Source organism: Mycobacterium sp. E2699 (assembly GCF_001666745.1).
Lineage (GTDB): Bacteria > Actinomycetota > Actinomycetes > Mycobacteriales > Mycobacteriaceae > Mycobacterium.
In genome coordinates, this window is record NZ_LZJH01000025.1 from 141,758 (window position 1) to 166,192 (window position 24,435).

At 69.8% G+C, this 24,435-nt stretch carries 20 protein-coding genes and 1 pseudogene; 4 read left to right on the forward strand and 17 right to left on the reverse strand.

Going from position 1 to position 24,435, the window contains the following annotated elements; genetic code table 11:
- Positions 1 to 148: 148 nt before the first annotated feature.
- Positions 149 to 1,672: a PPE family protein gene (locus A5696_RS02395; RefSeq protein ID WP_067872796.1), complete on the reverse strand. Its 1,524-nt coding sequence runs from the start codon at positions 1,670 to 1,672 to the stop codon at positions 149 to 151.
- A 156-nt stretch (positions 1,673 to 1,828) separates the two neighbouring features.
- Here A5696_RS02395 and A5696_RS28175 point away from each other — a divergent pair.
- A pseudogene (locus A5696_RS28175) lies at positions 1,829 to 2,446 on the forward strand (DUF2275 domain-containing protein); the annotation flags it as partial.
- A gap of 183 nt (positions 2,447 to 2,629) precedes the next feature.
- Positions 2,630 to 3,184: an RNA polymerase sigma factor SigC gene (gene sigC, locus A5696_RS28180; protein WP_231964204.1), complete on the forward strand. Its 555-nt coding sequence runs from the start codon at positions 2,630 to 2,632 to the stop codon at positions 3,182 to 3,184.
- Here the strand turns inward: sigC and A5696_RS02405 are convergent.
- From A5696_RS02405 to A5696_RS02420, 4 genes are read right to left on the reverse strand one after another with little or no spacing between them, the layout of a single operon-like run.
- Positions 3,181 to 3,906, reverse strand: coding sequence for a cobalt-precorrin-6A reductase (locus A5696_RS02405; RefSeq protein WP_067872801.1), 726 nt, complete (start codon positions 3,904 to 3,906; stop codon positions 3,181 to 3,183). The two genes, sigC and A5696_RS02405, sit on opposite strands and share 4 nt — an antisense overlap.
- A complete protein-coding gene (gene cobM / locus A5696_RS02410) occupies positions 3,906 to 4,658 on the reverse strand; it encodes a precorrin-4 C(11)-methyltransferase (RefSeq protein WP_067872804.1) in 753 nt (250 codons plus the stop codon). Before cobM ends, A5696_RS02405 begins: the two co-directional genes overlap by 1 nt.
- Positions 4,655 to 5,824, reverse strand: coding sequence for a bifunctional cobalt-precorrin-7 (C(5))-methyltransferase/cobalt-precorrin-6B (C(15))-methyltransferase (locus tag A5696_RS02415; protein ID WP_067872807.1), 1,170 nt, complete (start codon positions 5,822 to 5,824; stop codon positions 4,655 to 4,657). The genes cobM and A5696_RS02415 overlap by 4 nt, the downstream gene beginning before the upstream one ends.
- Positions 5,821 to 6,570, reverse strand: coding sequence for an SDR family NAD(P)-dependent oxidoreductase (locus A5696_RS02420; RefSeq protein WP_067872810.1), 750 nt, complete (start codon positions 6,568 to 6,570; stop codon positions 5,821 to 5,823). Before A5696_RS02420 ends, A5696_RS02415 begins: the two co-directional genes overlap by 4 nt.
- A 35-nt stretch (positions 6,571 to 6,605) precedes the next feature.
- Between A5696_RS02420 and A5696_RS02425 the strand changes: the two genes are divergently transcribed.
- On the forward strand, positions 6,606 to 7,016 hold the full coding sequence (locus tag A5696_RS02425; protein WP_067872813.1) for a F420-dependent biliverdin reductase: 411 nt from the start codon (positions 6,606 to 6,608) through the stop codon (positions 7,014 to 7,016).
- A 78-nt stretch (positions 7,017 to 7,094) separates the two neighbouring features.
- Here the strand turns inward: A5696_RS02425 and A5696_RS02430 are convergent, their stop codons facing one another.
- The 5 genes from A5696_RS02430 to A5696_RS02455 all read right to left on the reverse strand — a co-directional run bounded on the left by A5696_RS02430 (position 7,095) and on the right by A5696_RS02455 (position 14,525).
- Positions 7,095 to 7,631: a TNT antitoxin family protein gene (locus A5696_RS02430; protein ID WP_082956231.1), complete on the reverse strand. Its 537-nt coding sequence runs from the start codon at positions 7,629 to 7,631 to the stop codon at positions 7,095 to 7,097.
- On the reverse strand, positions 7,628 to 10,567 hold the full coding sequence (locus tag A5696_RS26850) for a glycohydrolase toxin TNT-related protein (protein ID WP_082968883.1): 2,940 nt from the start codon (positions 10,565 to 10,567) through the stop codon (positions 7,628 to 7,630). The genes A5696_RS02430 and A5696_RS26850 overlap by 4 nt, the downstream gene beginning before the upstream one ends.
- 194 nt (positions 10,568 to 10,761) lie before the next feature.
- Entirely contained in the window at positions 10,762 to 13,038 is a 2,277-nt protein-coding gene (locus A5696_RS02445; protein ID WP_067872823.1) for an alpha/beta hydrolase-fold protein, read from the reverse strand.
- Positions 13,039 to 13,073: 35 nt separating this feature from the next.
- Positions 13,074 to 14,201 carry a Xaa-Pro peptidase family protein gene (locus A5696_RS02450; RefSeq protein WP_067872827.1) on the reverse strand — a complete coding sequence of 376 codons (1,128 nt, stop codon included), beginning with the start codon at positions 14,199 to 14,201 and terminating at the stop codon, positions 13,074 to 13,076.
- Between the two features lie 33 nt (positions 14,202 to 14,234).
- A complete protein-coding gene (locus A5696_RS02455; RefSeq protein ID WP_067872830.1) occupies positions 14,235 to 14,525 on the reverse strand; it encodes a hypothetical protein in 291 nt (96 codons plus the stop codon).
- Positions 14,526 to 14,954: 429 nt separating this feature from the next.
- Between A5696_RS02455 and A5696_RS02460 the strand changes: the two genes are divergently transcribed.
- Positions 14,955 to 15,911: a 5'-3' exonuclease gene (locus tag A5696_RS02460; RefSeq protein ID WP_067872924.1), complete on the forward strand. Its 957-nt coding sequence runs from the start codon at positions 14,955 to 14,957 to the stop codon at positions 15,909 to 15,911.
- Positions 15,912 to 15,915: 4 nt separating this feature from the next.
- On the opposite strand, the gene A5696_RS02465 is transcribed toward A5696_RS02460, so the two are convergent.
- The 7 genes from A5696_RS02465 to pafA form a co-directional block, all read right to left on the reverse strand.
- The gene (locus tag A5696_RS02465; RefSeq protein ID WP_067872833.1) at positions 15,916 to 16,713 is read right to left on the reverse strand and encodes a DUF4333 domain-containing protein; all 798 of its coding nucleotides are present in this window, start codon (positions 16,711 to 16,713) and stop codon (positions 15,916 to 15,918) included.
- Between the two features lie 65 nt (positions 16,714 to 16,778).
- Positions 16,779 to 19,529: an RNA helicase gene (locus tag A5696_RS02470; protein ID WP_067872836.1), complete on the reverse strand. Its 2,751-nt coding sequence runs from the start codon at positions 19,527 to 19,529 to the stop codon at positions 16,779 to 16,781.
- An 87-nt stretch (positions 19,530 to 19,616) separates the two neighbouring features.
- Positions 19,617 to 20,585 carry a twin-arginine translocase subunit TatC gene (gene tatC / locus A5696_RS02475; protein ID WP_156738219.1) on the reverse strand — a complete coding sequence of 323 codons (969 nt, stop codon included), beginning with the start codon at positions 20,583 to 20,585 and terminating at the stop codon, positions 19,617 to 19,619.
- A gap of 46 nt (positions 20,586 to 20,631) precedes the next feature.
- Positions 20,632 to 20,886: a Sec-independent protein translocase subunit TatA gene (gene tatA, locus A5696_RS02480; protein ID WP_067872839.1), complete on the reverse strand. Its 255-nt coding sequence runs from the start codon at positions 20,884 to 20,886 to the stop codon at positions 20,632 to 20,634.
- A gap of 50 nt (positions 20,887 to 20,936) precedes the next feature.
- Positions 20,937 to 21,905, reverse strand: a complete 969-nt coding sequence (locus A5696_RS02485; protein WP_067872842.1) for a YafY family protein — start codon at positions 21,903 to 21,905, stop codon at positions 20,937 to 20,939.
- Positions 21,902 to 22,903, reverse strand: coding sequence for a YafY family protein (locus A5696_RS02490; protein WP_067872930.1), 1,002 nt, complete (start codon positions 22,901 to 22,903; stop codon positions 21,902 to 21,904). The genes A5696_RS02485 and A5696_RS02490 overlap by 4 nt, the downstream gene beginning before the upstream one ends.
- Positions 22,904 to 23,015: 112 nt before the next feature.
- Entirely contained in the window at positions 23,016 to 24,374 is a 1,359-nt protein-coding gene (pafA, locus tag A5696_RS02495) for a Pup--protein ligase (RefSeq protein WP_156738220.1), read from the reverse strand.
- Positions 24,375 to 24,435: the final 61 nt, after the last annotated feature.

Genomic DNA, 24,435 nt, shown 5'->3' on the forward strand with positions numbered 1-24,435 from the left:
CCATTCGGCCTGCAGGAGGCCGCCGAGAGGCCCTACGTACCGCACGCCTTGGGTTCCATCCGCAGCTCAAGTTATACCATACCCCCTAGGGTATTAGCCAACCCGCGTCGTGGCCCGGGCCGCGAACGTCGAGAAACGGGACTGCTTGTTATTCAGCCGGATTGGGCGAATGGTCGCCCCAGCTGCCGGGCAGCATCGGCAACACCGGGCCGCCGTCGCCCGCTGCGCCGGTCAGCGTCGCCAGCCCGGCGGCCCGGCTCACGCCGGATTGGGTTGCGGCCCCGGCGAATCCGACCGGGCGCCCGCCCCTTCCCGGGAGGAGGGCCCCTTGCGAGTCCGGCCGGGCCACATCCATGAATTCGTGGCGGTGGGCGGGGTCTGTGACCGTCGCCACGCGACGCCGGCGGCCGCGGGCCGGCTTCGGGTCGGCCGCGGCGGGGGCCGGCGCGTCGACGTCGTCGGGCGCTGGTTCCTCGGCGCTGCGACGGGCGCGACCGGCCGCGCTACCGCGTGCCGACAAGCCGGAGAGGCCGACGGCGTAATGGACGTCGGACAGGCCCGCACCGAGGCCCGTCGACGCCGCCGGACCGAACCCGACCCCCGGCCCGCCACCGGCGGATCCCCCGCCCGGGCCGAGGGTTTGGCCGGGCGCCGCGGGGCCGGGCACGGGTGCGTCGCCGCCCGCGCTTGCCGAGGCGGCGGCCGCGGGGGCGGGGGCCGGCACGGCGGCCACCGGAGCCGGCGCGGCCACGCCCGTCGGCGGGGAGGTGGCCACCGACACCGGGACCGCGATGCCGGCCCCGGCCGCGGCACCCGCCGCCGCACCCGCGCCCGCGACGGTGGCCAGCGAGATGGCGAGCTGGACCGCCTGCTGCCCGAAGGGCCAGAAAATCATCAGGGTGTGGAAGGTGGCCCAGGCCAGGGCGCCGGCAAGGGTCGGTGACATTCCGGGAACCTGCATCAGCGCCGACGCGAGCCCGTTGGCGAACGGGACGGCGGGGACGGGCCATCCGGCGGGGTTGAGGTCCTTCGACACCGGCCACGCGAAGTTGCGGGTGTATTGCTGGATGAGCGCGGCGAGCTGGTCCTGCCACGAGGCGCCGGCGTTGGCCGCCGCGCTCCTGGCCTCTTCACCCACCGCGACGATCCCCGGCGCCGGCGTGGCCGTCGGGACCGCCGCCAGGGCCGAGTCGCTGACGGCTTGGTAGCCGGTCATGGTTTCGGCCGCCAGCAGCCACATGCGCACGTAGTCGGCCTCGTTCACCGCGATCGGGATGGTGTTGATGCCGAAGAAATTCGTTGCCACGAGCGCCGAATGGGTGGCGTGGTTTGCGGCGAGTTCGGCGAGCGTCGGCATGGTGGTCAACGCGGCGGCGTGGGCGGCCGCCGCCGTCCGGTGCGACGACGCGGCGAGCGTGCTTTTGGAAGCGTTCTCGAGCAGCCAGCTAAGATACGGCCCGTGGGCGACCACATAGCGTTCGGCGCTGGGACCATCCCACGCGCCCTGCACCGCTCCCAGCAGCCCGACGAGTTCGTCTGCCGCGTCGGCATATTCGGTGCCCAGCGCCGACCACGCCTCCGCGGCCGCGAGCAGCGGGCCCGAACCCGGGCCGCTGTTGAGCAACGCGGAGTGCACCTCGGGCGGCAGGGCGATCCAGATCGGGGCGGTCATCGTCGGGGGCCGTCGGGCAGGAACACGAACACCTCTTCGGGGGTCGTCGCGGCGGGCGGGCTTGTCTTCAGTGGTCGGTTTGCCGGACGGTTTGGTTCCCGGGGTGTGGTTTTCGCGGCCTTTGCGCGCCGACCTGGCATGCGCAACGATGCAGGGATGCGGTGTGACGTTGCGCGTGAGGCGCTTTCTGCGCGACTGGACGGCGAACGTCCACAGGTGCTCGCGCAACAGGTCGATGCCCACCTGGAATCGTGTCGTGGTTGCCGCGCCTGGCTGATCGGCGCGGCGGTGCAGACTCGTCGGCTGGCTTCTGTCGAGCCGGGCGAGGGCCCGGACCTGGTGGACAAGATCATGGCCCGGCTCGACCAGCAATCCCCCGCTTATCACCGCTCGACGCGCTGGTTGCGGTCGCGCTACCGGCGCTGGGGGCTGATCGGGGTCGGCGTGTTTCAGGTGGCGATCGCGGCCGCGCAGATCAGCGGCATTGATTTCGGGATGGTGTCGAGCCACATGCACGGCGCCATGTCGGGCGAGCACCTGATGCACGAATCCACCGCCTGGTTGCTGGCGCTGGGCCTGGCCATGATCGGTGCCGGCGTCTGGCCGGCCACCGCGATCGGCGTCGCGGCCATCACCGGCGTGTACTCCGTCGCGCTGCTGAGTTACGTGGTCGTCGACGCGCTCGCCGGCGAGGTGACCGCGACGCGCATCGCCAGCCACATGCCGCTGCTGCTGGGCCTGGTGTTCGCCTTGCTGGTGGCTCGCGAACACGCGCGCACCCGCCGGCCGCGCAGCTCCGGCAACGACGCCGACGATCCCGGGTGGCCGGCGGAGGCGCCCGGCGGCCGGCGGCACCGGCATCTGTGGCCGATCAACCGCACGCCTCAGCACCCCACCGCGCTGTCTACGACAGACGGTCGTAGACTGACGGCGCCCGCACAACGAAGGTGGTTGGCCATGACCGCGTCAAGCGACGACGAGGCCGTTACCGAGCTTGCCTTGGCCGCCGCGCGCGGGAACGAGCGAGCGCTCGAGGCGTTCATCAAGGCGACCCAGCAGGACGTGTGGCGGTTCGTCGCCTACCTGTGCGACGCGGGCAGCGCCGATGACCTGACGCAGGAAACGTTCCTGCGGGCCATCGGCGCGATCGAGCGCTTCTCCGGCCGGTCCAGCGCCCGAACCTGGTTGCTGGCGATCGCGCGCCGGGTGGTGGCCGATCACATCCGCCACGCGCAGTCCCGGCCGCGCGCCGCCGCCGGCGCCGATCCCGACCACTTCCTCAGCGGCGACCGGCATGCCCGCGGATTCGAGGACCTCGTCGTGGTGACCGCGTTGATCGCCAACCTCACGACCGAGCAGCGCGAAGCGCTGCTGCTCACCCAGCTGCTGGGGCTGCCGTACGCCGACGCCGCCGCGGTGTGCGGCTGCCCGGTGGGGACCATCCGGTCCCGCGTCGCACGCGCCCGCGACGCGCTGCTGGCCGACATGGAACGCGAAGACCTGACGGGCTAACTCAGCGCTTCAACCCATTTGGCGGCGTCTTCGACCGTGCCCACCGCCGCCACCCGTGGCGGTAGCGGCGGCCTGGCCACCATCACCACCGGAACACCCAGCGCCTCAGCGGCATCCAGCTTGGCGCGGGTCATTTCGCCCCCACTGTTCTTGGTGACCAGCGCGCCGATGCGATGCTCGCGCATCAGCGCGAGTTCGTCGTCGTAGCGATACGGCCCGCGCGACAACAGCAGCCGGTGACGCCGCGGCAGCACGTCGGCATCCGGCGCGGTGACCGCGCGGATCAGAAACCACGCGTCGCTTGCGGCAAAGGCCGTGACGCCCGAGCGGCCGGTGGTGAGAAAGACCCGCGAATAGGCTTGCCTTGCAATCGTTTCCGCCGCCACGGCATCCGACTCGACGACGATTGCGCCCCCGGGCTCCCAGGCCGGTCGGGCCAGCACCAGGTGAGGCATCTTGAGTTCCCGGCACGCTTCGGCGGCGTGCGCCGTCATGGTCGCCGCGAACGGATGGGTGGCGTCGACGACGGCGTCGATGTGTTCGTCCCGCAGCCACCGCTTGAGCCCGTCGACGCCGCCGAAGCCGCCGACGCGCACCGGGCCGACCGGCAGGGCCGGATCGGGGACGCGACCGGCCAGCGAGCTGACGATGTCGACCCGCGGGTGCAGCGTTTTCGCCAGGGCGCGGGCCTCGGAGGTGCCGCCCAGCAGCAGAACCCGCATCAGTGCCGGCTCCCCCGGGTCCGCCCGGTCGAGTACAGGTAGCTGTCGGTGAATCCCTCGGCGGCCAGCACATCGCCGACGATGATGACCGCGGTCTTGGTGATGCCGGCGTCGCGCATCTGGCCGGCGATGTCGGCCAGCGTGCCGCGCAGCACGGTCTGCTGTGGCCAGCTGGCGAAAGCCACCACGGCAACGGGTGTTTCGGCCCGATAGGCAGTGAGCAGCTGCGGGACGATGGCGTCGACCTGGGCGGCGGCCAGGTGCAGGACCAGAGTGCCGCCGGTTAGTGCAAGGGTTTGCAGCTCTTCGCCGGCCGGCATGGGCGTCGACAGGGTCGCCACCCGGGTCAGCGTCACCGTCTGCGCCACCCCGGGGACGGTGAGCTCGCGCTTCAAGGCGGCCGCGGCCGCGGCGAAAGCCGGTACGCCCGGGACGATTTCGTAGTCGATGCCCAGCGCGTCCAGCCGGCGACACTGCTCGGCCAGCGCGCTGTACAGCGACGGGTCACCGGAGTGCAGCCGCGCCACGTCCTGGCCGGCGGCGTGAGCCTCGGCGATCTCGGCGACGATCCGCTCCAGCGTCAACGGGCCGGTGTCAACGATTTTCGCGCCGGGCGGGCACAGCGCCAGCAGGTCGTCGGGCATGATCGAGCCCGCGTAGAGGCAGGTGGTGCACGCTGCGAGGAGCCGTTGACCGCGGACCGTGATGAGGTCGGCGGCGCCGGGGCCGGCGCCGATGAAGTACACCGTCATTTCGTCATCGTCCATTGCGTGACCGGCATCTGCGGGCGCCACCCGGTGAAGCCGCCGAGCGGCTCGCCCTGGTAATGCTGGCAGCGTTTGAGCTGACCGCCGAGCCGCGAATAGTACTGCGTGATAAGGGCTTCCGATTCGGCGGTGACGGCGTTCACGACCAGCCGCCCCCCGCGGATGAGGCGGTCGAGGCAGGCGTCGAGCAGACCCGGTTGGGTCACGCCGCCGCCGATGAAGATCGCCGACGGGGGTTCGGCGCCGTCGAACGCCTCCGGCGCCTCGCCGTGGACCTCGATGCCGACGCCGAAGGCAGCGGCATTGGCTTCGACGTTGAGTCGGCGGCGCTCGTCGCGCTCGAACGCCACAGCGCTGCAACCCGGCCAGCTCAGGCACCATTCGACGCTGATGCTGCCGGAGCCGGCGCCGACGTCCCACAGTCGCTCGCCGGGTCGCGGCGCCAGCGAAGCCAGGGTCACCGCCCGCATCCCGTGTTTGGTGATCTGTCCGTCGTGGGCGAACGCGTCATCGGGGTACGGCGACATGCGGTCGTCGGGCAGGTAGCGGACGGCGACGAGGTTGAGGTCGTCGACCTCATACCGCGTGTCCGCCCACTGGCGCGCGGTGCCGTCGCGGCGGCGTTCGGTTGGGCCGCCGAGGTTTTCGAGCACGCTGAATTCGGAGTCACCGCGGCCGTGCGCATTGAGCAATCCGGCGAGCTCCTTGGGTGTAGAGGCGTTTTTCGACAGCACGATCGCCTGGCCTCCGCGGCGCACCGCGGTGTGCGGCCGCGCGGTGACCAGGCTGATCACCTCGGTGTCGTGGAGGTTCCATCCCATCCGGGCGCACGCCAGCGTCGCCGAGGAGACGTGAGGCAGCACCCTGACTTTGGCCGCGCCGTGTAGGCGGATCAGCGTGCCGCCGATGCCGTGCAGCAGTGGATCGCCGCTGGCGACGACGTGGATGTCGCCGTCATTGTCGTCGAGCAGAGCCTCCAGTGCGGGCAGCATCGGCGACGGCCACTCGTGTCGCGGTGCGGTTACCGTGTCGTCGAGCAGGTCGAGCTGGCGCCTCGACCCGTAAATGACTGTGGCATCTTGCAATTCGACGCGCGATGTCTCGGCGAGCCCCGCCATGCCGTCGGCGCCGATGCCGACAACGACGATCATCGCGGCATCCTGCGCCAGACGAACTGCGGCAGCAGCCGCATCACGAAGAACATCGGCCGCAATGACCACGGAATCCAAACCGTGCTTCGCCCCTTGCGCAGCGCGCGTGCGGTCGCGGCGGCCACCTGCTCCGGGGTGCTGGACAGCGGCGCCGGCCGCATGCCTTCGGTCATGCGCCCGATGACGAAGCCCGGGCGCGCGATCAGCAGGCTGACCCCGCTGCCGTGCAGGGCGTCGGCCAGCCCGCTGGCGAAGCCGTCCAGGCCGGCCTTGGCCGAGCCGTAGACGTAGTTGGCGCGTCGGACGCGCACGCCCGCCACCGAGGAAAACACCACCAGGGAGCCGCGGCCGGCGGCACGCATGGCGGCGGCCAGGTGGGTGAGGATGCTGACCTGGTCGACGTAGTCGGTCTGGACGATCGACACCGCGTGGGTGGCGTCGCTCTCGGCGCGGGACTGATCGCCCAGGATTCCGAAGGCCAGCACCGCGGTGCCGATCGGTCCGTGTTGGGCGACGATCGAGTCGATCAGCGGCCCGTGCGAGGCCAGGTCGTCGGCGTCGAATTCCGTGGTGTGCACCGCCGCGGCCCCTGCGGCCTTGACCGTCGCGACCTCGTCGACGAGCTCGTCGGCCTTGCGTGCGGCCAGCACCACCGTCGCCCCGGGGGCCAGCCGGCGCGCGAGCTCGATGCCGATTTCGCTGCGGCCGCCCAGGATCAGTATCGGACCCGCGCCCGTGTCGTCCACGGCTGCGATTATGACCTGCGCTAGCGTGGGCGTTGATGGCGAATACCACTACGCGGCTGACCGACGATGCGCTGGCCTTCCTGTCCGAACGTCACCTGGCGATGCTGACCACGCTGCGGGCCGACAATTCCCCGCATGTGGTTGCGGTGGGTTTCACCTTCGACCCCAAGACCCACATCGCCCGGGTGATCACCACCGGCGGCTCCCAGAAGGCCGTCAACGCCGACCGCGCCGGGGTGGCGGTGCTGAGCCAGGTCGACGGCGCCCGCTGGCTGTCGCTGGAGGGCCGGTCCAAGGTGAACAGCGACGCCGACGCCGTGCGGGATGCCGAGTTGCGCTACGCCCAGCGCTACCGCACCCCGCGTCCGAATCCGCGGCGGGTGGTCATCGAGGTGCAGATCGAGCGGGTGTTGGGGTCGTCGGATCTGTTGGACCGGGGCGAGTAGCTCAGATTAGATCAGGCCGATGCCACAAGCCCGCTCGTAGCAGAATCTTCGCGCAAATCTGCGCTGCCGGATAAGTCTCTATCGGCGTTCGAAAAGCGGCTCTCCGTCAGGATCAACGGCCGACGCCTCAAACTGATCTATTGTCGCGGGCAGGTACAGCGCGAGCTTAGTGAATTCCGACTTCGCAGTTACCCTGTCGGCGCTTCCAATAGCCACTGTCGAGCCGTCCGTTGCCACTAAGGCAAACCGCTTGACACCGTCGAAGTCGCGCGTCTCGATGGTGAAATGGCCCGACATGTCCTGAGCGGAAGTCGGAACGTGGACACGAGGTAATCCAGAGCCACTCCGAATTGAGAGACAGAACCGTCCCAAGAGATACTTTTCGATTGTCGCCATCGACGGAGCAGCCAGCAGGAACTGTTCGGACCCCATGCGGTCAGAATCGGTGATGACGAACCAGCCGTCGCGGTTCCTTCCGATCAGTAGTCGAATCTCGCCCAGCGACGCCGAGAATACCGCCCGCCCGTCGTGCGTTCGCGATCCAGGCGTAAGCGTGTACTCGGCACGCTTGGCCCAATGTTCGAGTTGCGAGGACACTTCGATGTCGTCTGTCATTCCAGCACGCCAACATCAGGGTCAGTCAGCTCCTCAGCCGTCATCGCCCTACCCTCCGAGTTGAGTATTCTGACTTGTATTGAACCGCCGGGTTGGCCTAACCCGGGGGCGACTTCAGACACTTCGATCATCCAGTTCTCGGGCAGACTCTTGAATACATAAGCATTATACGGCTGTGCAAGGCTGTCCACGTGTAACGCCCTGCCCTCCCAGAATGCCGGTATTCCATCTTCCATTACTGCCAAGTACTTACCGGATTCGAGCCCTATCCGATCCAACTGATTTCCGTAAAACTTGATGAACTGATTTCCGTCTGTAAAAATCACCTTGGTGCCTGGCACTGCCCCGTCGTTCCCCGGGAAGTTTGCCCAGTGGTCGCCATCCTGACTGAGTTTATTAAAGCGCTCGGCGTATTGTTCCCCGGTATACGCATGTCCTTGGGGGTCGCGGCCGAAGGGCGCCTCCGGGTCCCTAATGAGTTCCGCCACAGAAGGATTCATCTGGCTCGGGTCAACTGGATTATCTGGAAAATCCCAATGCTGAGGCAGCGGTTCCCCATAGTGCGGATCAAGTGGCCCATCCGACAAGCGGTGCCAACCGTCACCAGAAGACTCGTGGGAGTGCACGGGATCCTGTCCGGTGCCGTCGTCTGCGGAACCATCGTGGTCGCGCCCCGGTGAACCATCTCTGTCCTGCGGAACGCCATGCCCACGCTCAGCCGGCGGAGCATCATCGCCGGGCGCGGGCTCGTGCGGACGATCAGCGTCGGGTGGCCGTCGGTCCGACCGCGGCGGACCACCCTCAGCCGGACCACCCGCCCGATCATGTGGTGGCCTTACGCGCGGAGGGCCACCGTCTGCAGACCCGTGCAAGCCGCTGCCGGGTGCCAGTAGTTCGGACGGGTTGCGTACCGGGGGTGTCGAATGTGGCACCGCAGACGTGAAGGACGGCGACGCCTGCGGTGAATGCGCGGAGATTGGTGCCGGTTCGAGGGGAACTCCGCTCGGCGCTGCCGACATCCGAGCGGGCGGATGATCGACCAATTGCGGCGCCGTCGACAGATTGCGTTCGCCGACTGCGGCCGGAATTGCCGGTGAATGCGAAGCAGGCGCAGTCGCCGGCGTCGAATCGCGAGGACCAACTGCCGGAGCCGACGCTGGATCACGGGGCCCCGCAGGCAATGACACCGGTTCATGCGGGCCATCGGCGGGCGCCGACACGGGATCATGCGGACCCGCGGGCACCGGCACAGGGTCGTGCGGACCACCCGCAGCCGGTGCGGGCCCAGCGGCCGACGGTTCAGGAGGTGGTTCCTGCACAGCACGCTCCGGCGGCGCAGTATCGAGAGGCTTTGGCTCCCCCGACGCACCAGGCACCCCGTCCGGTGGGCGCGGCACCGACTCGACCGGCGCCTCCAACGGCTTCGGCGACGGCAAGCCCACGGGGCGGCCGCCGACCGGCGGCGGCTCGATCTTGGGCAGCTTCCCGGCAACGCCCTCAAGATTCTTGGTCAGGTCACCACCGACGCCGGCGATATCTGCCAAAGCGCCGCGTGTACCCGCGACACCTGCAACTCCATCGACCGCTCGACCGGCGGCACGCTCGGCGTCCACAGCGGCCTCGGCTCCACGGGCGGCCGCCCCACTGGCTTCCGCGGCGCCGCCGGCTTCACCGGCGCCAGGAATGAAGAACATCGCGACATCGAAGGCGTTCTCCCCGAAACCCAACCCCGGTCGCGCGGTACTCCAATCATCAAGGTGCAGCAGGCCTTTCAACTGCTGCCAGTTGGCCTCGACGAACTCCTGCGGGTTGAGGACGCCATTGACCAAGCTTCCCTTCCACAGGCCTTTACCCAAGCCCGTCCATGTCTCGGCGGCGCCGTGGGGATCGACGAGGAACCACCGCGGGTCGAGATCCCCGATGGCCAACGCCATTCCGACGGCGCCCTTCAGGGCACCCTCATTCGCGTTGGCGAAGACGTCGAAAACTGTTGCCACCTGATTGCCGACGGCATCACCCAGAAACTGCTCGAGCTCGCCGCGCACGTACTTTTCCAATTTGACGACCAAACCGTCGACGACCCCTAAACCTGCCTTGACGCCTTGCTCGGCGGCGCGGGCCTCCTGCCCCAAGTCGTGCAGCACGTCGTTGATGTCGTGAGCGATCTTCTTGATCTCCTGGAGCGCGTCGCCCTTGATGATCAACATCACGTCGTGGCCGAGGTCTGTCAGCGACCCAAGCCGGTTCAGCAGATCCCGGATGTGGTGCTGAGCGCCGGCCACCTCGTCGGCGAAGTGATCGAGGGCCCCGGCCAGCTTTCCGGACGCCTCGCCGATCTTGCCCATGCAGTCGCCGATCTGCGAAAGCGCGTCGTCGATCTTTTCGCCCTCGGGGATCTGATGCGCGTCCAGCAGCGTCTTCGCGGCGTTCAGCGCGCTCCGCATCCCGCCAGCGGCCCCGGCGAAGCCCCGCCAGCGAGCGGCGGCCGCATGCAAACCGGCCACGTCCCCGTCGGGCCACACGTCGTCGACGAACGACTCCACCACCGCCCACAGCAGCGGCGGCGGCTCGCCTTTGCCCCAGGTCCCGGGCGGGCCGGGCGCCGACATCTTGTCCTGCGCCGGCGGCGCCTGCAAGGCGCCGGCACCGCCCCCCAGGGTGGAGGCCGCTTCGGCCTGCGAGTAGTTGGCGGCGCCCTGCTGTATCAGCGCCCCGCTCTGCCGGCACGCATTGACGGCGGCCGTCGCGGCCTGCAGCACGGACTCGCCCGCTTGCTGGTAGCTCAGTCCGAACATCGCGCCGGCCGCGTCCAGGCCGGTGTGGGCCGCAAAACCCGCCGTCAACACCGTCAGGTTCGCGGCCAGGCCATCGCCGGCGGCAATCACCGCACTGCCCACCGCGAACAGCGCTTGCGGATCGACGACCAAGGGAACCACGCGCGAAATTCTCGTCCAGGTCGCCGACCGTCGCCATTCACCCCCGGTCGTGCCGCCAAACGGGATGCGGGGACTCGGGACGCCTCCGGCGCGCGCCGAGCGTGACGCCACTGCGAAAAATCGGGCCGAAATTCGCCGTGGGGTCACGTTCGCGAACCAGGAACGGCGTCACGCTCGCGAACCAAGAACGGGCGTTAGGCTGGCGAACCGCTGACGGAGGCCGCACGCAGCGTGATGCGGTGGCGCCCCGCCGGCACCACGACGGCCGGCCCGGCCGGCTGCCCGTCGATCTGCACCACCGCCCCGTCGGGCAGCCCCGCCAGCGTGATCCGCGTGGCGACGTCGGTGGCCACGGTGATCGTCGACGACGGCAACCCGGCCAGGCCGGCGCGCGCGACGTCGACCGTGAGGCCGGCGACACCGGTGAGGCGCAGCGTCAGATACGGCAGCGGCGCGACGGCCCGTCCCACCTGCCAGTCCAGCTCGCTGTACAGGCCGGGCGACGGGTCGAGGTTCCAGACAACGCCGCGGTGGTGCCGGATCGCGTGCGTCGGGTCCGGCCGGGCGTACGACCGCGCGTCGACTTCGGCCACCGCCCCGCGCCGCCCCGTCACCGACGCGTCGGCGGCCAGCTCCGAGACCCACCACGCCCGGTGCGGCCCGATGCCCAGATCGGCGCGCACCAACTGCGGGTACCACGCGAACGTGATGTGTCCCGGATCTGCTTGGCGCACAGCCGTTCCCATGTGCGCGATCGGGTCCTCGAACTTGTCCTGCAGCACCCAGGCGATGTGATCCTCGAGCGGATAGACGGTGAACCGGTGCCGGTAGCCCAGCCGGTCGAGTTCGAGCACCTGCTCGGCGGCCGAGGCGAACGGCACCAGCTCGTCGACCAGCCCGTGGGCGATGACGTACGGCAGCCAGCGCGCATTGACCAGCAGCTTCCAGGTGTCGCCCTCGCGGGCGCACGGCGACTCCGGGTCGAGATCGGCCGGGATGTCCACGTCGGGCAACAGCCGCACCCCGCAGGCCGGCGGCCCGGCCAGGACGACCGCCTGGGAGAAGACCTGCGGGTAACTCAGCCCCAGCTTGTAGGCCGCAAACCCGCCCATCGAATAGCCGGAGATGACGGTGCGATTCGGGTCGGTGCCCAGCTGCTCGGCGACCCGGGCCCACACCTCCCACACGTCGAGTTCCCCGGTGTCGAAGTACCAGCTCGACGGGCCCCGGGCCAGCGGCGTCACCACCACCGAGTCGCGGCCCTCGCACACCTCGTGCAGCAGGCGCGGGTCGATCGCGGCGAACTGGCTTTGGCCCAGCGCCAGTGAGTGCAGCAACAGCGTCAGCGGCAGCGCCCGCCCCGGCGCGTAGCTGGACGGCAGGCAGATCGAATACGGCTGGACGCGCCCGAGGAACTGCGGCTTGGTGCTCAAGATGTCGTAGGAGGCCAGCCCACCTTCGATACCCTGGCCCAGCTCGACCGAGGACACATACCAACGGGTCGACGGGCCGGTGACCACCGGCTCGGGCTCGGTTTCGCGGGCGGCGAGCCGCCCCCACGGCACGGTGACGGCGAACGCGGACACGTCGCCATGGGTCAGGGCCGCGGCCTGGGCGGAATCCGACCAGAAGTTCAGGTGCGGCGGTTCCTGCTCGGTGGTGCGGAACGCGAGGTTGTAGACGTTGGGTTGCCCGGGTAGCGCCCCGCGCTCGGCGGGCACGTCGGCGAACCCGTCACCCGCAGGGTTGGCCAGGCCCGCGGCCAGCCGGACCTTCCAGGTGCCGGTCGGCTCGACCAGCGATCTCGGCACCTGAGCCACGAACGACCGCGACTGCGTGTCGACGCTGTGTTCAACGGGCGTCTGCGCCCCGCTCGTCAGGTCGATCAATGCGGCGCCTCGCCCGGACACCAGCAGGGCCATGTCGATGCCCTCCGAGCGCACGCCCGCCCCGGCCGGCCAGTCCGCGGCGGCGGTTCGGGCGGGGTCGGTGTCGAAGGTGAACAGCGCGATCGGCACCGAGGCGTCCACCAGCGTGTTCCAGTCGATTCGCCACCAGGTGTGGGTCTCGGTGAGCCCGACGGCGACGCGGAAGATGTCGGCGCCGTTGCCGGCGGCGGGACCGTCGGGATAGACGTAAGTGCCGCGCGGAGGCGCCTGAATCTTCAGATCGCCGACGGGGAGGCCGGTCGCGCCGTGGTCGTCGTAGAGGAAGTCGGTCCAGAACAGGGCGCCGCCGGCCAGCCGGCCCGCGCCGCAGGTGCGCGGAAAGTCCTCGCCAAACGGCCAATTCGATGGCACCGGCAGCCGCGGTTCGGGGCGCCGCGCCGCCGGCGGCACCCCCTCGGGCATCCCGTCGACGACGACCAGCTCGCCCGGCGGCGCCGGCGCGGGAGCGACGGGGTGCAGCACCGCGTCGGCGAAGTGACGCGCGATGCGCAACGGAAGCAGTGTGAGGTCCAGGATCGACACGTGGCCCAACCTACGCGGCGGGGCCGTCATGCCTGCTAGGACGCGGGCACCACGATCAGTTCGTGCGGCCGGTTGTTGACGGCCAGGGCGCCGTCCTCGGTGACGACGACGATGTCCTCGATGCGGGCGCCCCAACGGCCGGGAAAGTAGATGCCGGGCTCGACGGAGAAGGCCATCCCCGCGGCCAGCGGCAGATGGTTGCCGGCGACGATGTACGGCTCCTCATGCACCGACAGCCCGATGCCGTGCCCGGTGCGGTGCACGAAGAACTCCGCCAGCCCGGCCTCGGCCAGCACGTCGCGGGCGGCGGCGTCGACCTGCTCGGCGGTCACACCGGGACGGACGGCCTCCAGAGCCGCGCGCTGGGCCCGCTGTAGCACCGAATACCGTTCCGCCACATCGGGTTCGGGCTCACCGATGCTATAGGTGCGCGTCGAATCGGAGTGGTAGCCGGGCTCGTACGCGCCACCGATGTCGACGACGACGATGTCGCCCCGCTGCAGTTCGCGATCCGAGTAGCCGTGGTGCGGGTCGGCCGCGTGCGGTCCGGAGCCGACGATGATGAACGCCACCTCCGAATGCCCTTCCGCGACAATGGCTTCGGCGATGTCGGCGGCGACGTCCGCCTCGGTGCGGCCGGGGCGCAAAAACTCCGGCACGCGGGCGTGCACGCGGTCGATGGCCGCGCCGGCCTTGTGCAGCGCGTCGATCTCGCACTCCTCCTTGACCATCCGCAACTCGCGCAGCACGTCGGTGGCCAGCATCGGCAGCACGCCGAGGACGCCGGCCAGCGGCAAGAGGTGCAGGGCGGGCATGGAATCGGTGACGGCGGTCGCGGCGGGCCCCCCGCCCAGGGCCGCGCTCACCAGCCGGTAGGGGTCGTCGCCGTCGACCCAATCCCGAACGGCCAGGCCCAGTTCCGCCACGGCCGACCCTTTGAGGGCGGCCAGCTCCAGCCGGGGCACCACCACCGTCGGCTCGCCGGACGCCGGCAGCACCAACGCGGTGAGCCGTTCGAGGGTCTGGGCGCGCGAGCCGACGAGATAGCGCAGGTCATAGCCCGGCGTGATCACCAGGGCGGCCAGCCCGGCGTCGGCGGTCGCCGCGGCCGCCGCTGCCAGCCGGCGCGCGTACACGTCCGCGTCGAATCGGTCAGAGCTCATGTTTGCAGAAACTATTCTGCGGTAGTTGATAATTCACGCTTCATCGGCACCTAAGACCTCGACGACGGCGCCCGATGGGGCACGCACGAAGAACTCGCCGAGGTTGTCCTGGGCGGCATCGGGATCCGCTTCGATGGGCTCGTCGAGCAGAACACGATAAACGCAGAAATCGGAATGCTTTTCGGCGATCGCACGTGCGACGTCGAGGCGGGTCGTCGCGTACGTATACTCCTTGTCGTCCATCGGGTCCAAGGTGCGAGTAGCCCGGTCGCCGGGATTGAGTCCGCGCTTGTCGGCCCGGTAGTACACCGCATCATCGCTCATGGTCAGCCCTCCAGCCCTTCTCTCAGCACCCGGTCGAAGGCATAGCTCGTCAGTTTAGCGACGCGGCCCCACCGGCCGCGCTGATCGACAGAGGCGATGCCATCACCGCGGTGCCCGGGGAGCCCCACCTGCGCCCCAGCCAGCACGGATTCCAGAACCGGCACCGCGCACCGCGCCGATGACACCCTGCGACCAGGCCCGGCCCGGTCGGCCCGCCACCGACCGACTGCCCTCACGCCAGCCGTCGCGAATTCCGTTGGCTGTTCCGCGCATACCGCCGATCACGCCCCCGACCGCGGCGCGGACGAACCTGCCGGCCACCGCCGGGCGGCCCTGCCTTGTCACGAGACCGAAGCCGTGGACGACATCATGTTCCCAGCTAACCGCGTCGCCGACGGCGCTGGCAATATAGCCGGCATGCCACCACCCCTGCGATCGCCGCTGGTGCTGCTCGACGGCGCCAGCATGTGGTTCCGCTCGTATTTCGGGGTGCCGTCGTCGATCACCGCTCCCGACGGCCGGCCGGTCAACGCCGTGCGCGGGTTCCTCGACTCGATGGCCGTCGTGATCACCCAGCAGCGGCCCGGAAGGCTGGCGGTCTGCCTGGACCTCGATTGGCGGCCGCAGTTCCGGGTGGACCTCATCCCGTCGTATAAGGCGCACCGGGTCGCCGAACCCGAACCGGCCGGCGAGCCCGACATCGAGGAAGTGCCCGACGACCTGACGCCCCAGATCGACATGATCATGGAGCTGCTGGACGCGTTCGGGATCCCGACCGCGGGCGCGGAGGGTTTCGAGGCCGACGACGTGCTGGGCACGCTGGCTGCCCAAGAGCGCAGCGATCCGGTCGTGGTGGTCAGCGGTGACCGCGACCTGCTGCAGGTGGTGGCCGACGATCCCGTCCCCGTTCGGGTGCTCTACCTGGGCCGGGGGCTGACCAAGGCCACCCTGTTCGGGCCGGCCGAGGTTGCCGAAACCTATGGTGTCCCACGCGAACGCGCGGGCGCGGCCTACGCCGAGCTCGCGCTGTTGCGCGGCGATCCGTCCGACGGCCTGCCCGGGGTGCCCGGCGTCGGTGAGAAGACGGCGGCCACTTTGCTGGCCCAGCACGGCTCGTTGGAGCAGATCCTGGCCGCCGCGCAGGATCCAAAGTCCAAGATGGCCAAGGGTTTACGGAGCAAATTGCTGGGCGCGACGGACTATATCGAGGCCGCCGAACGGGTGGTGCGGGTGGCCACCGACGCGCCGGTCACGCTGTCGACACAAAACGATGCCCTGCCGCTGACGGCGGCCCACCCGCAACGCACCGCCAAGCTGGCGACCGAGCTGGGCGTCGGCTCGCCGATCGCCCGCCTGCAGAAGGCGCTCGACGCGCTGCCCGGCTGACCGCTTACTGCGGCCGGCCGACCTCGTAGGTGCCCTTGTTGTCCTGGAAGGTCACCGTCACGTGCTTCTTGGCGCCGTCGATGCTGACGTCGCAGTCGAAGGTGCCGCCCTTTTTGACGACCGGGTCCTGGCCGTGGTTGCAGGAGACGTCTTTGACGTTCTTGGCGCCGTAGCCGTTGGTCTCGTCGGTGAGGATCTGCTGGACCCCGGCCTGGGCCTTGTTGACGTCCAGCTTGGTGGTGACGAAAAACCCGGGCTCCCAGAAGCCGAGCACGAGCACGACCGCGACGACCAGCAGGGCGATCGCGCCGGCCACGCCGCCGATCAGCGCCGTCGAGCGCTTCTTCGCGGGCTGTTGCTGGTAGGGCGCGTACTGCTGCGGGTATTGCCCGTACTGACCGGGCTGGCCGTACTGGCCGGGCTGGCCGTACTGACCGGGCTGACCGTACTGGCCCGGCTGCGGGTACTGACCGGGCTGGCCGTACTGGCCCGGCTGGCCGTACTGGGGCGGCTGCGCGCCGTACTGCCCGGGCTGGGCCCCGGGTTGGGCCCCGGGTTGGGCGTAGCCGGGCTGTTGCTGGGGGTACTGCTGCGGGTAAGCCTGCTCCGTCGGCTGCTGGTACTGCGGATAGTCGGCGGGCGGCGTGGCCGGCGTGTAGGCCGGCGCCTGCCACGTCGCGTCCTGGCCCGACTGCTGCTGCCAGGGCGACGGGCCGACCTGCGTGGGCTCCGAGGAATGATCGCCGGCCTGACCGGGCGGCTGCCACTCGTGGCCCGGCTCCGATCCCTGCGGTCCGCTCATCGTTTCTCCTCAGTTCCCTTGTGTCTCGCGCTATTAACGCACTGTAACGGTAGCTCGCGCCCAGCCTACCCGGCGTCAACTGCAACGACGCCGCGCCGAACGTCATTGATGGCGCGCTTGGCGGTGCCGCGGAGGTCGGGATCCGGCGCGGCGTTGCGCACCTGGTCCAGCAGGTCGAGCACCTGGCGGCACCACCGCACGAAGTCCCCGGCCGACAACGGCGAACCGGTTCCGGTGATGTCGGCGACGGCCAACGCCGCGGCCAGGTCCCCGGTCCGGGCCCACCGGTAGATGACGTTGACGAAGCCGTCGTCGGGTTCGCGGCTCGGGGAGATCCGGTGCGCGTGCTCGTCGGCGCGCAGCGCGGTCGACAGCCGCGATGTCTGCTGCAGCGCCTGCCGCAACCGCTGGGTGGGCACCTCGGCGGCCAGCGCGCCACCGGGGCCGTCACCGCCGCGAGACTCGTACAGCACCGCCGAGACCACCGCGGCCAGCTCCGCGGGTTTCAAGCCCGACCACGCGCCGCTGCGCAGGCATTCGGCGACCAGCAGGTCGCTCTCGCTGTAGATCCGGGCCAGCAACCGGCCGTCGTCGGTGACGTGGGGCTCGGTGGCCGGCCCCTGGATGAAGCCGCGCTCGGTGAGCAGCCCGACGATCCGGTCGAACGTCCGGGCCAGCGAATTGGTGGCGGCGCCCACCCTCTTCTCGAGTTGCGCGTTGTCCCGTTCGATGCGCAGGTAGCGCTCGGCGTCCCGCATCTTGGCCTCGAGGCCCGGGCTGTTGTGGGCCGGATGCCGGCGCAGCTCCGCCCGCAGCGACGTCAGCTCGGGGTCATGAAAAGCGCCGTCCCCGTCGCCGCGACCGCTGCGGCGCGTGGCCGGAACCGCCAGCCCTTCGGCGGCCGATCGCAGCGCCGACGCCAGATCGCGCCGAACCCGCGGCTGGCGGTGTTCCACCCGCTTGGGCAACGACATCGAGCCGACCGGCGCCGCCGCGCCCGAATAATCCGCCGACGAAATCCGCCCCGCCCAACGGTTTTCGGTGAGCACGAGGGGGCGCGGATCGGAACTGTCGCGCGCCGACTCCAGCACCACCGCCAGCCCGCCGCGCCGGCCGTGCGTGATCGTGATGATGTCGCCGCGCCGCAGCGCGGCCAGCGCGTCAGTGGTCGCCTGCCGGCGCTGCAGCCGCGACGCGCGGGACTGGGCGCGTTCCATCTCCGAAATCCGGGCGCGCAGCCGGGCGTATTCGAAGATCGGGGCGTCGCGACCGCCTAGCTCGGCGGCGATCTCGTCGAGCATCCGTTGGCCGCGCTCGATCCCGCGGACCAGGCCGACGACGGAGCGGTCGGCCTGATACTGGGCAAACGACTGCTCGAGCAGTTGATGCGCCTGCTCGGGGCCCATCTGGTGCACCAGGTTGATCGTCATGTTGTACGACGGGGCGAACGAGCTGCGCAGCGGGAAGGTGCGGGTGGAGGCCAGGCCGGCCACCGCCGAGGGTTCGGTGGTCTCCTCGCTGGGATTCCAGAGCACCACCGCGTGGCCCTCGACGTCGATGCCGCGCCGGCCGGCGCGACCGGTCAGCTGCGTGTACTCCCCCGGCGTCAGCGGCACATGCTGCTCGCCGTTGAACTTGACCAGCCGCTCGAGCACCACCGTGCGCGCCGGCATGTTGATGCCCAGCGCGAGGGTTTCGGTGGCGAAGACCGCCTTGACCAGGCCGGCGGTGAACAGCTCCTCGACCGTGTGCCGGAACGCGGGCAGCATGCCGGCGTGGTGGGCCGCCAGGCCGCGCAGCAGCCCCTCCCGCCATTCGTAGTAGCCGAGCACGGCCAGGTCGGCGTCGGCCAGATCACCGCAGCGGTGATCGATCACCTCGGCGATCTGGGCGCGCTCCTCCTCGGTGGTCAGCCGCAGCGGCGACCGCAGGCACTGCTGCACCGCGGCGTCACAACCGGCCCGGGAGAACACGAACGTGATCGCCGGCAGCAGGCCCTGCGAGTCGAGGATCGCGATCACGTCCGGCCGCGCGGGCGGCCGGTAGAAGCGCGGCCGGCCGGCACCGGCTCGCCCCGTGCGCCCGCGCCTGGGCTGCCAGTCCGACATCCGGTCCGCCTCGCGGCGATGGGAGATCTGGCGCAACAGGTCGGGGTCGACGCGGGTCTTGTCCGTCTCGCTGTCGTAGTCGAACAGATCGAACAGGCGCTTGCCGACCAGGACGTGTTGCCACAGCGGAACGGGCCGGTGCTCGTCGACCACCACGGTGGTGTCGCCGCGGACGGTCTGGATCCAGCCGCCGAACTCCTCGGCGTTGCTCACCGTCGCCGAGAGGCTGACCAGCCGCACCTCCTCGGGCAGGTGCAGGATCACCTCCTCCCACACCGGCCCGCGCATCCGGTCGGCCAGGAAATGCACCTCATCCATCACCACATACGAAAGCCCTTGGAGCGCAGGGGAATCGGCGTAGAGCATGTTGCGCAGCACCTCGGTGGTCATCACCACGACGGGTGCGTCGCCGTTCACGGACATGTCGCCGGTGAGCAGCCCGATCCGGTCGCGGCCGTAGCGCTCGGTCAGGTCGGTGTGCTTCTGGTTGCTGAGGGCCTTGAGCGGGGTGGTGTAAAAGCATTTGCCGCCGGACGCGAGCGCCAGGTGCACGGCGAATTCGCCGACCACCGTTTTGCCGGCGCCGGTCGGCGCGCACACCAGCACGCCGTGGCCGCGTTCGAGTGCCGCGCAGGCCCGCCGCTGAAAGTCGTCGAGGGTGAAGCGCAGTTCCGCGGCGAACCGGGGCAGCTCGGTCAGTTCGGTCACGCCGTCGCCCGATTGCGCGAGGGTGCGTGTTTGTACGGCGACACGCCGATATTGATGTACAACTGCGCACGCTCGCGCCAGGAAAAGCTACGTGACGTCGTCATGTTGACCGGCGGTGTACGAGGGCTCCGGTACCGGCTCGACGATCGGCTCCGGCGCCTCGATGACCGAGGCTTGGTCGTCGGGAATCGCCTCCTGGGCTTCGCGCTTGGCCTTGCGCCTGTCGTGCAGCCGCGCGATCTGGATGGCGAACTCGAGGAGCACCGACAGCGCCACGCCGAGCGCCGTCATCGAGAACGGGTCGGATCCGGGTGTGAAGATGGCCGCGAAGGCGAACATGCCGAAGATCAGCCCGCGCCGCCACGACTTGAGCTTCTCGTAGGTCAGCATGCCGGTCTGGTTGAGCATGACGATCAGCAGCGGGAACTCGAAGCTGACCCCGAACACCACCAGCAGGTTGATCAGGAAGCCGAAATAGCGGTCCCCGGACAGCGCGGTCACCTGCACGTCGCTGCCGACGGTCAGCAAGAAGCCCAGCGCCTTGGACAACACGAAGTAGGCCAGCACCGCGCCGACCACGAACAGGACCGCCGCGGGTATCACGAACGCGATCGCGAAGCGGCGCTCCTTCTGGTAGAGCCCGGGCGTGATGAACGCCCACAGCTGGTAGAACCACACCGGGCAGGCCAGCACGATCCCGGCCGTCATCCCGACCTTGAGCCGCAGCATGAACTGGTCGAACGGCGCCGTGGCCAGCAGCCGGCACTGGCCGTCGGCGCTGATGCTGGCCCGCGCCGACTGGGGTAGCGCGCAGTACGGGTGACGCAGCCACTCACCGAGGCTTTCCAGCCCGAGGATCGAGTGCGAGTACCAGACGAAGCCGAAGATCGTCGTCAGCAGGATCGCGGCCAGCGAGATCAGCAGGCGGGTGCGCAGCTCGGTCAGGTGATCGACCAGCGACATCGTCGCGTCCGGGTTGGTGCGGCTGCGCCTGTTGCGCGGGTTGAGCCGTTTCAGCAAGCCGGCGGTGCGCGCCGAAACCTTGAAACCTTTCACGATGCTCGTCTAGTGCTCGTGGCGCTCGGGCACCGCGGCGGCGCGGCTACGCCGGGCGCGCTTCGGTGTGCCCCTGCTCGGTGGCCGCCGGCGGGTCGACCCGCTGCGACTGCACGGGCTGGGGTGTCTCGATCGAGGGAGCTTCGGGCTTGCCTTCGGTCTGCATTTCGCGCATCTCGGACTTGAAGATGCGCATCGACTTGCCCAACGAGCGCGCGGCATCGGGGAGCTTCTTGGCACCGAACAGCAGGATCACCACGACAGCGAGAATCGCCCAGTGCCACGGACTAAGACTGCCCACTTTGATTACCTCCAGACGTCCACCCGATGCTACCGCAGCCAGGGCCGCAGCTACTGTGGCCGCGCCGCGACCTGGTAGGACTCCAGGGCCGCGGCGGCGGCATCCCGTACACGCCGGGCCAGCGACTCCGGTTCAAGCACCCGCACCGCCGAGCCGAAGCCCAGCACCAGGCGGGTCATCCAGTCCTCGGAGGCATACGTCATGACGGCCTCACACGAGCCGTCGGCCAGCTCGAGCACCTCCCGCATCGGGTAGTACTCGAACATCCAGGACGCCGAGGGGGCCACCCACAATTTGGCCGACGGCAGCGCCGGATCGCCGTCGAACAGCGAGGTGTCCGGCGGCGCCTGCCGCGCCGGCTCGGGGGCGGCGGCCGGCTCGCCCAGCTCGGTGGCGTCGACGATCCGGTCGAAACGGAACAGCCGGACGCCCTCGGCCTCGCGCGACCAGGCCTCCAGGTAGCTGTGCCCGCCGATCAGCAGGACGCGGATGGGGTCGACGATCCGGCTGGTCAGGGTGTCGTGCGAGGCGGAGTAGTAGTCGATGGCCAGCGCGTGCTTGTACTGCACGGCGGTGCGCACCGCGGCGGCGGCCCGGCTTTCGACGGGGGCGGGCTCGTCGACGGCCGCCGTGACGTCCTGCCCGACGGCGCCCGCGGCGGCCTCGATCTTGGCGATCGCACTGCGAGCCGCTTCCGGGTCGACCACGCCGGGAATGTCGGCCAGCGCCCGCAGCGCCACCAGCAGGCCCGTCGCCTCGGGCGACGTGAGCTTGAGCGGACGGTCGATGCCGGCCGAGAACGTCACCTCGATGGTGTCGCCGGAGAACTCGAAGTCGATGAGGTCACCCGGGTAGTAGCCGGGGAGGCCGCACATCCACAGCTGGTTGAGGTCCTCCTCCAGCTGCTTGGCGGACACCCCCAGGTCGGCGGCGGCCTTGGCGCGGGTGACCTTCGGGTTGGCCTGGAAGTACGGCACCATGTTGAGCAGCCGGACCAACCGGGTGGATACGGGAGTCATCTGCCGCCCGCTTCCACGTGCGACCGCAGCCGGGAAACGACATCGTCGCGCAGGGATTGCGGCTCGAGGGCGACGGCGTCGGGCCCGTAGCCGGCGACGTCGCGCGCCAGCTGGTCGGCTGAGACGATGTCGAGTTCGATCACCTCGCCGCGTCGCCCGGCCACCTCGCGCGCGGCGATCGCCCGCCCTGCCCGCCGCAGGGCGGTGGCCCGCCCGTCGGCGACCCAGACCCGGGCCTGTCCCCCGCCCGGCCACTCGGTGACCGTCTGAGCCACGATCTTGCGCAGGTCGACGCCGTCGGGCACGGTGACCGCGCCGGGCGGGCCGATCGGAGTGACGTCCGCGCCGATCCGGGACAGCCGGAAGGTGCGGGTGGCGTCGCGGTCGCGGTCGTGGCCGACCAGATACCAGCGGCCCTTCTCGGTGACCACGCCCCACGGCTCGACGGTGCGCGTGGTGTAGGGCTCGGCTCGGGACGGCCGGTGCGGGAACCGCACGGCCTGACGGGAATCGATGGCAGACAACAGGATTCCCAGCACTTCTTCAGATCCGCGCAGGCCCGGCACCCCGGCCGGGGACGCGATGGCGACCGGGGCGTCGATATCAAAGGGGTCGACGTCCACGCCGGCGGCGCGCAGCTTGAGCAACGCGCCCTGGGTGGCGGTGATCAATTCGGGTGACTCCCACAGCTGCGTGGCGACCGCCACCGCCGCCGCCTCGTCCGGCGTCAGCCCCACCGGCGGCAGCGCGTACGCGTCGCGGTTGATCCGGTAGCCCTCGGTGGGGTCCGTGACCGACACCCGGCCGACCTCCAAGGGGATGCCCAGGTCACGCAGCTCGTTCTTGTCGCGCTCGAACATCCGTGAGAACGCCTCGGCGCTGGGGCTGTCGGAATAGCCGGCGACGCTGGACCTGATCTTCTCGGCGGTGATGTAGCCGCGGGTGGACAGCAGCGCTATGACGAGGTTGACCAACCGCTCGACTTTCGAGGTCGCCATTTGCACCAGGTTATAGCCGCCGCCCGCCCCGCGCCTGCACCGGCCGGCGAGTCGCAGCATTCACAATGGCCACATCAGTCACACGGGCGCTGCCGCGGTTGGAAACTACCGTCTACATGCTGGCGATCAGCCGCTTGACCCGCTCGTCGACGGCCCGGAACGGGTCCTTGCACAGCACCGTGCGCTGCGCCTGGTCGTTGAGCTTCAGGTGCACCCAGTCGACGGTGAAATCGCGGCCGGCGGCCTGCGCGGCGCTGATGAACTCCCCGCGCAGCCGGGCGCGGGTGGTCTGCGGCGGGTGGTCGACGGCCTCGGCGATGTCCTCGTCAGTGGTCACGCGCGCGGCCAGGCCCTTGCGTTGCAACAGGTCGAAGACGCCGCGGCCGCGCTTGATGTCGTGGTAGGCCAGGTCCAGCTGAGCGATCTTCGCGTCGGACAGCTCCATGTTGTAGCGATCCTGATAGCGCTGGAACAGCTTGCGCTTGATCACCCAGTCGATCTCGGTGTCCACCTTGGCGAAATCCTGGCTCTCGACGGCGTCGAGTTGGCGACCCCACAGGTCGACGACCTGCTCGATCTGCGCGTTGGGCTCCCGGGTCTGCAGGTGCTCGACGGCGCGGCTGTAGTACTCGCGCTGGATGTCCAGGGCGCTGGCCTGACGCCCGCCCGCCAGCCGGACCGGGCGGCGGCCGGTGATGTCGTGGCTGACCTCGCGGATGGCGCGGATGGGGTTGTCCAGCGAGAAGTCGCGGAACGGCACGCCGGCCTCGATCATCTCCAGCACCAGCGCCGCGGTGCCGACCTTGAGCATGGTGGTCGTCTCGCACATGTTGGAGTCGCCGACGATGACGTGCAGCCGCCGGTATTTCTCGGCGTCGGCGTGCGGCTCGTCGCGGGTGTTGATGATCGGGCGGCTGCGGGTGGTGGCCGAGGAAACGCCCTCCCAGATGTGCTCGGCGCGTTGGGAAAGGCAGAACGTCGCCGCCTTGGGCGTCTGGAGCACCTTGCCGGCCCCGCAGATCAGCTGGCGGGTGACCAGGAACGGCAGCAGCACGTCGGAGATCCGGGAGAACTCACCGGCCCGCACGATCAGGTAGTTCTCGTGGCAGCCGTAGGAGTTGCCCGCCGAGTCGGTGTTGTTCTTGAACAGGTAGATGTCCCCGCCGATGCCCTCGTCGGCGAGCCGCTGCTCGGCGTCGACGAGCAGGTCCTCGAGTACCCATTCGCCGGCCCGGTCATGGGTGACCAGCTGCACCAGGCTGTCGCACTCGGCGGTGGCGTACTCGGGATGGCTGCCGACATCCAGGTAGAGGCGGGCGCCGTTGCGCAAGAAAACGTTGGAGCTACGTCCCCACGACACCACCCGCCGGAACAGGTACCGCGCGACCTCGTCCGGAGACAGGCGGCGATGGCCGTGGAACGTGCAGGTGACACCGAACTCGGTCTCGATGCCCATGATTCGTCGCTGCACGTAATCGAGGGTACTGGTTGTCCGACCGCTAATGTGAGCAAGCCGCGCCCACGGATGCTAT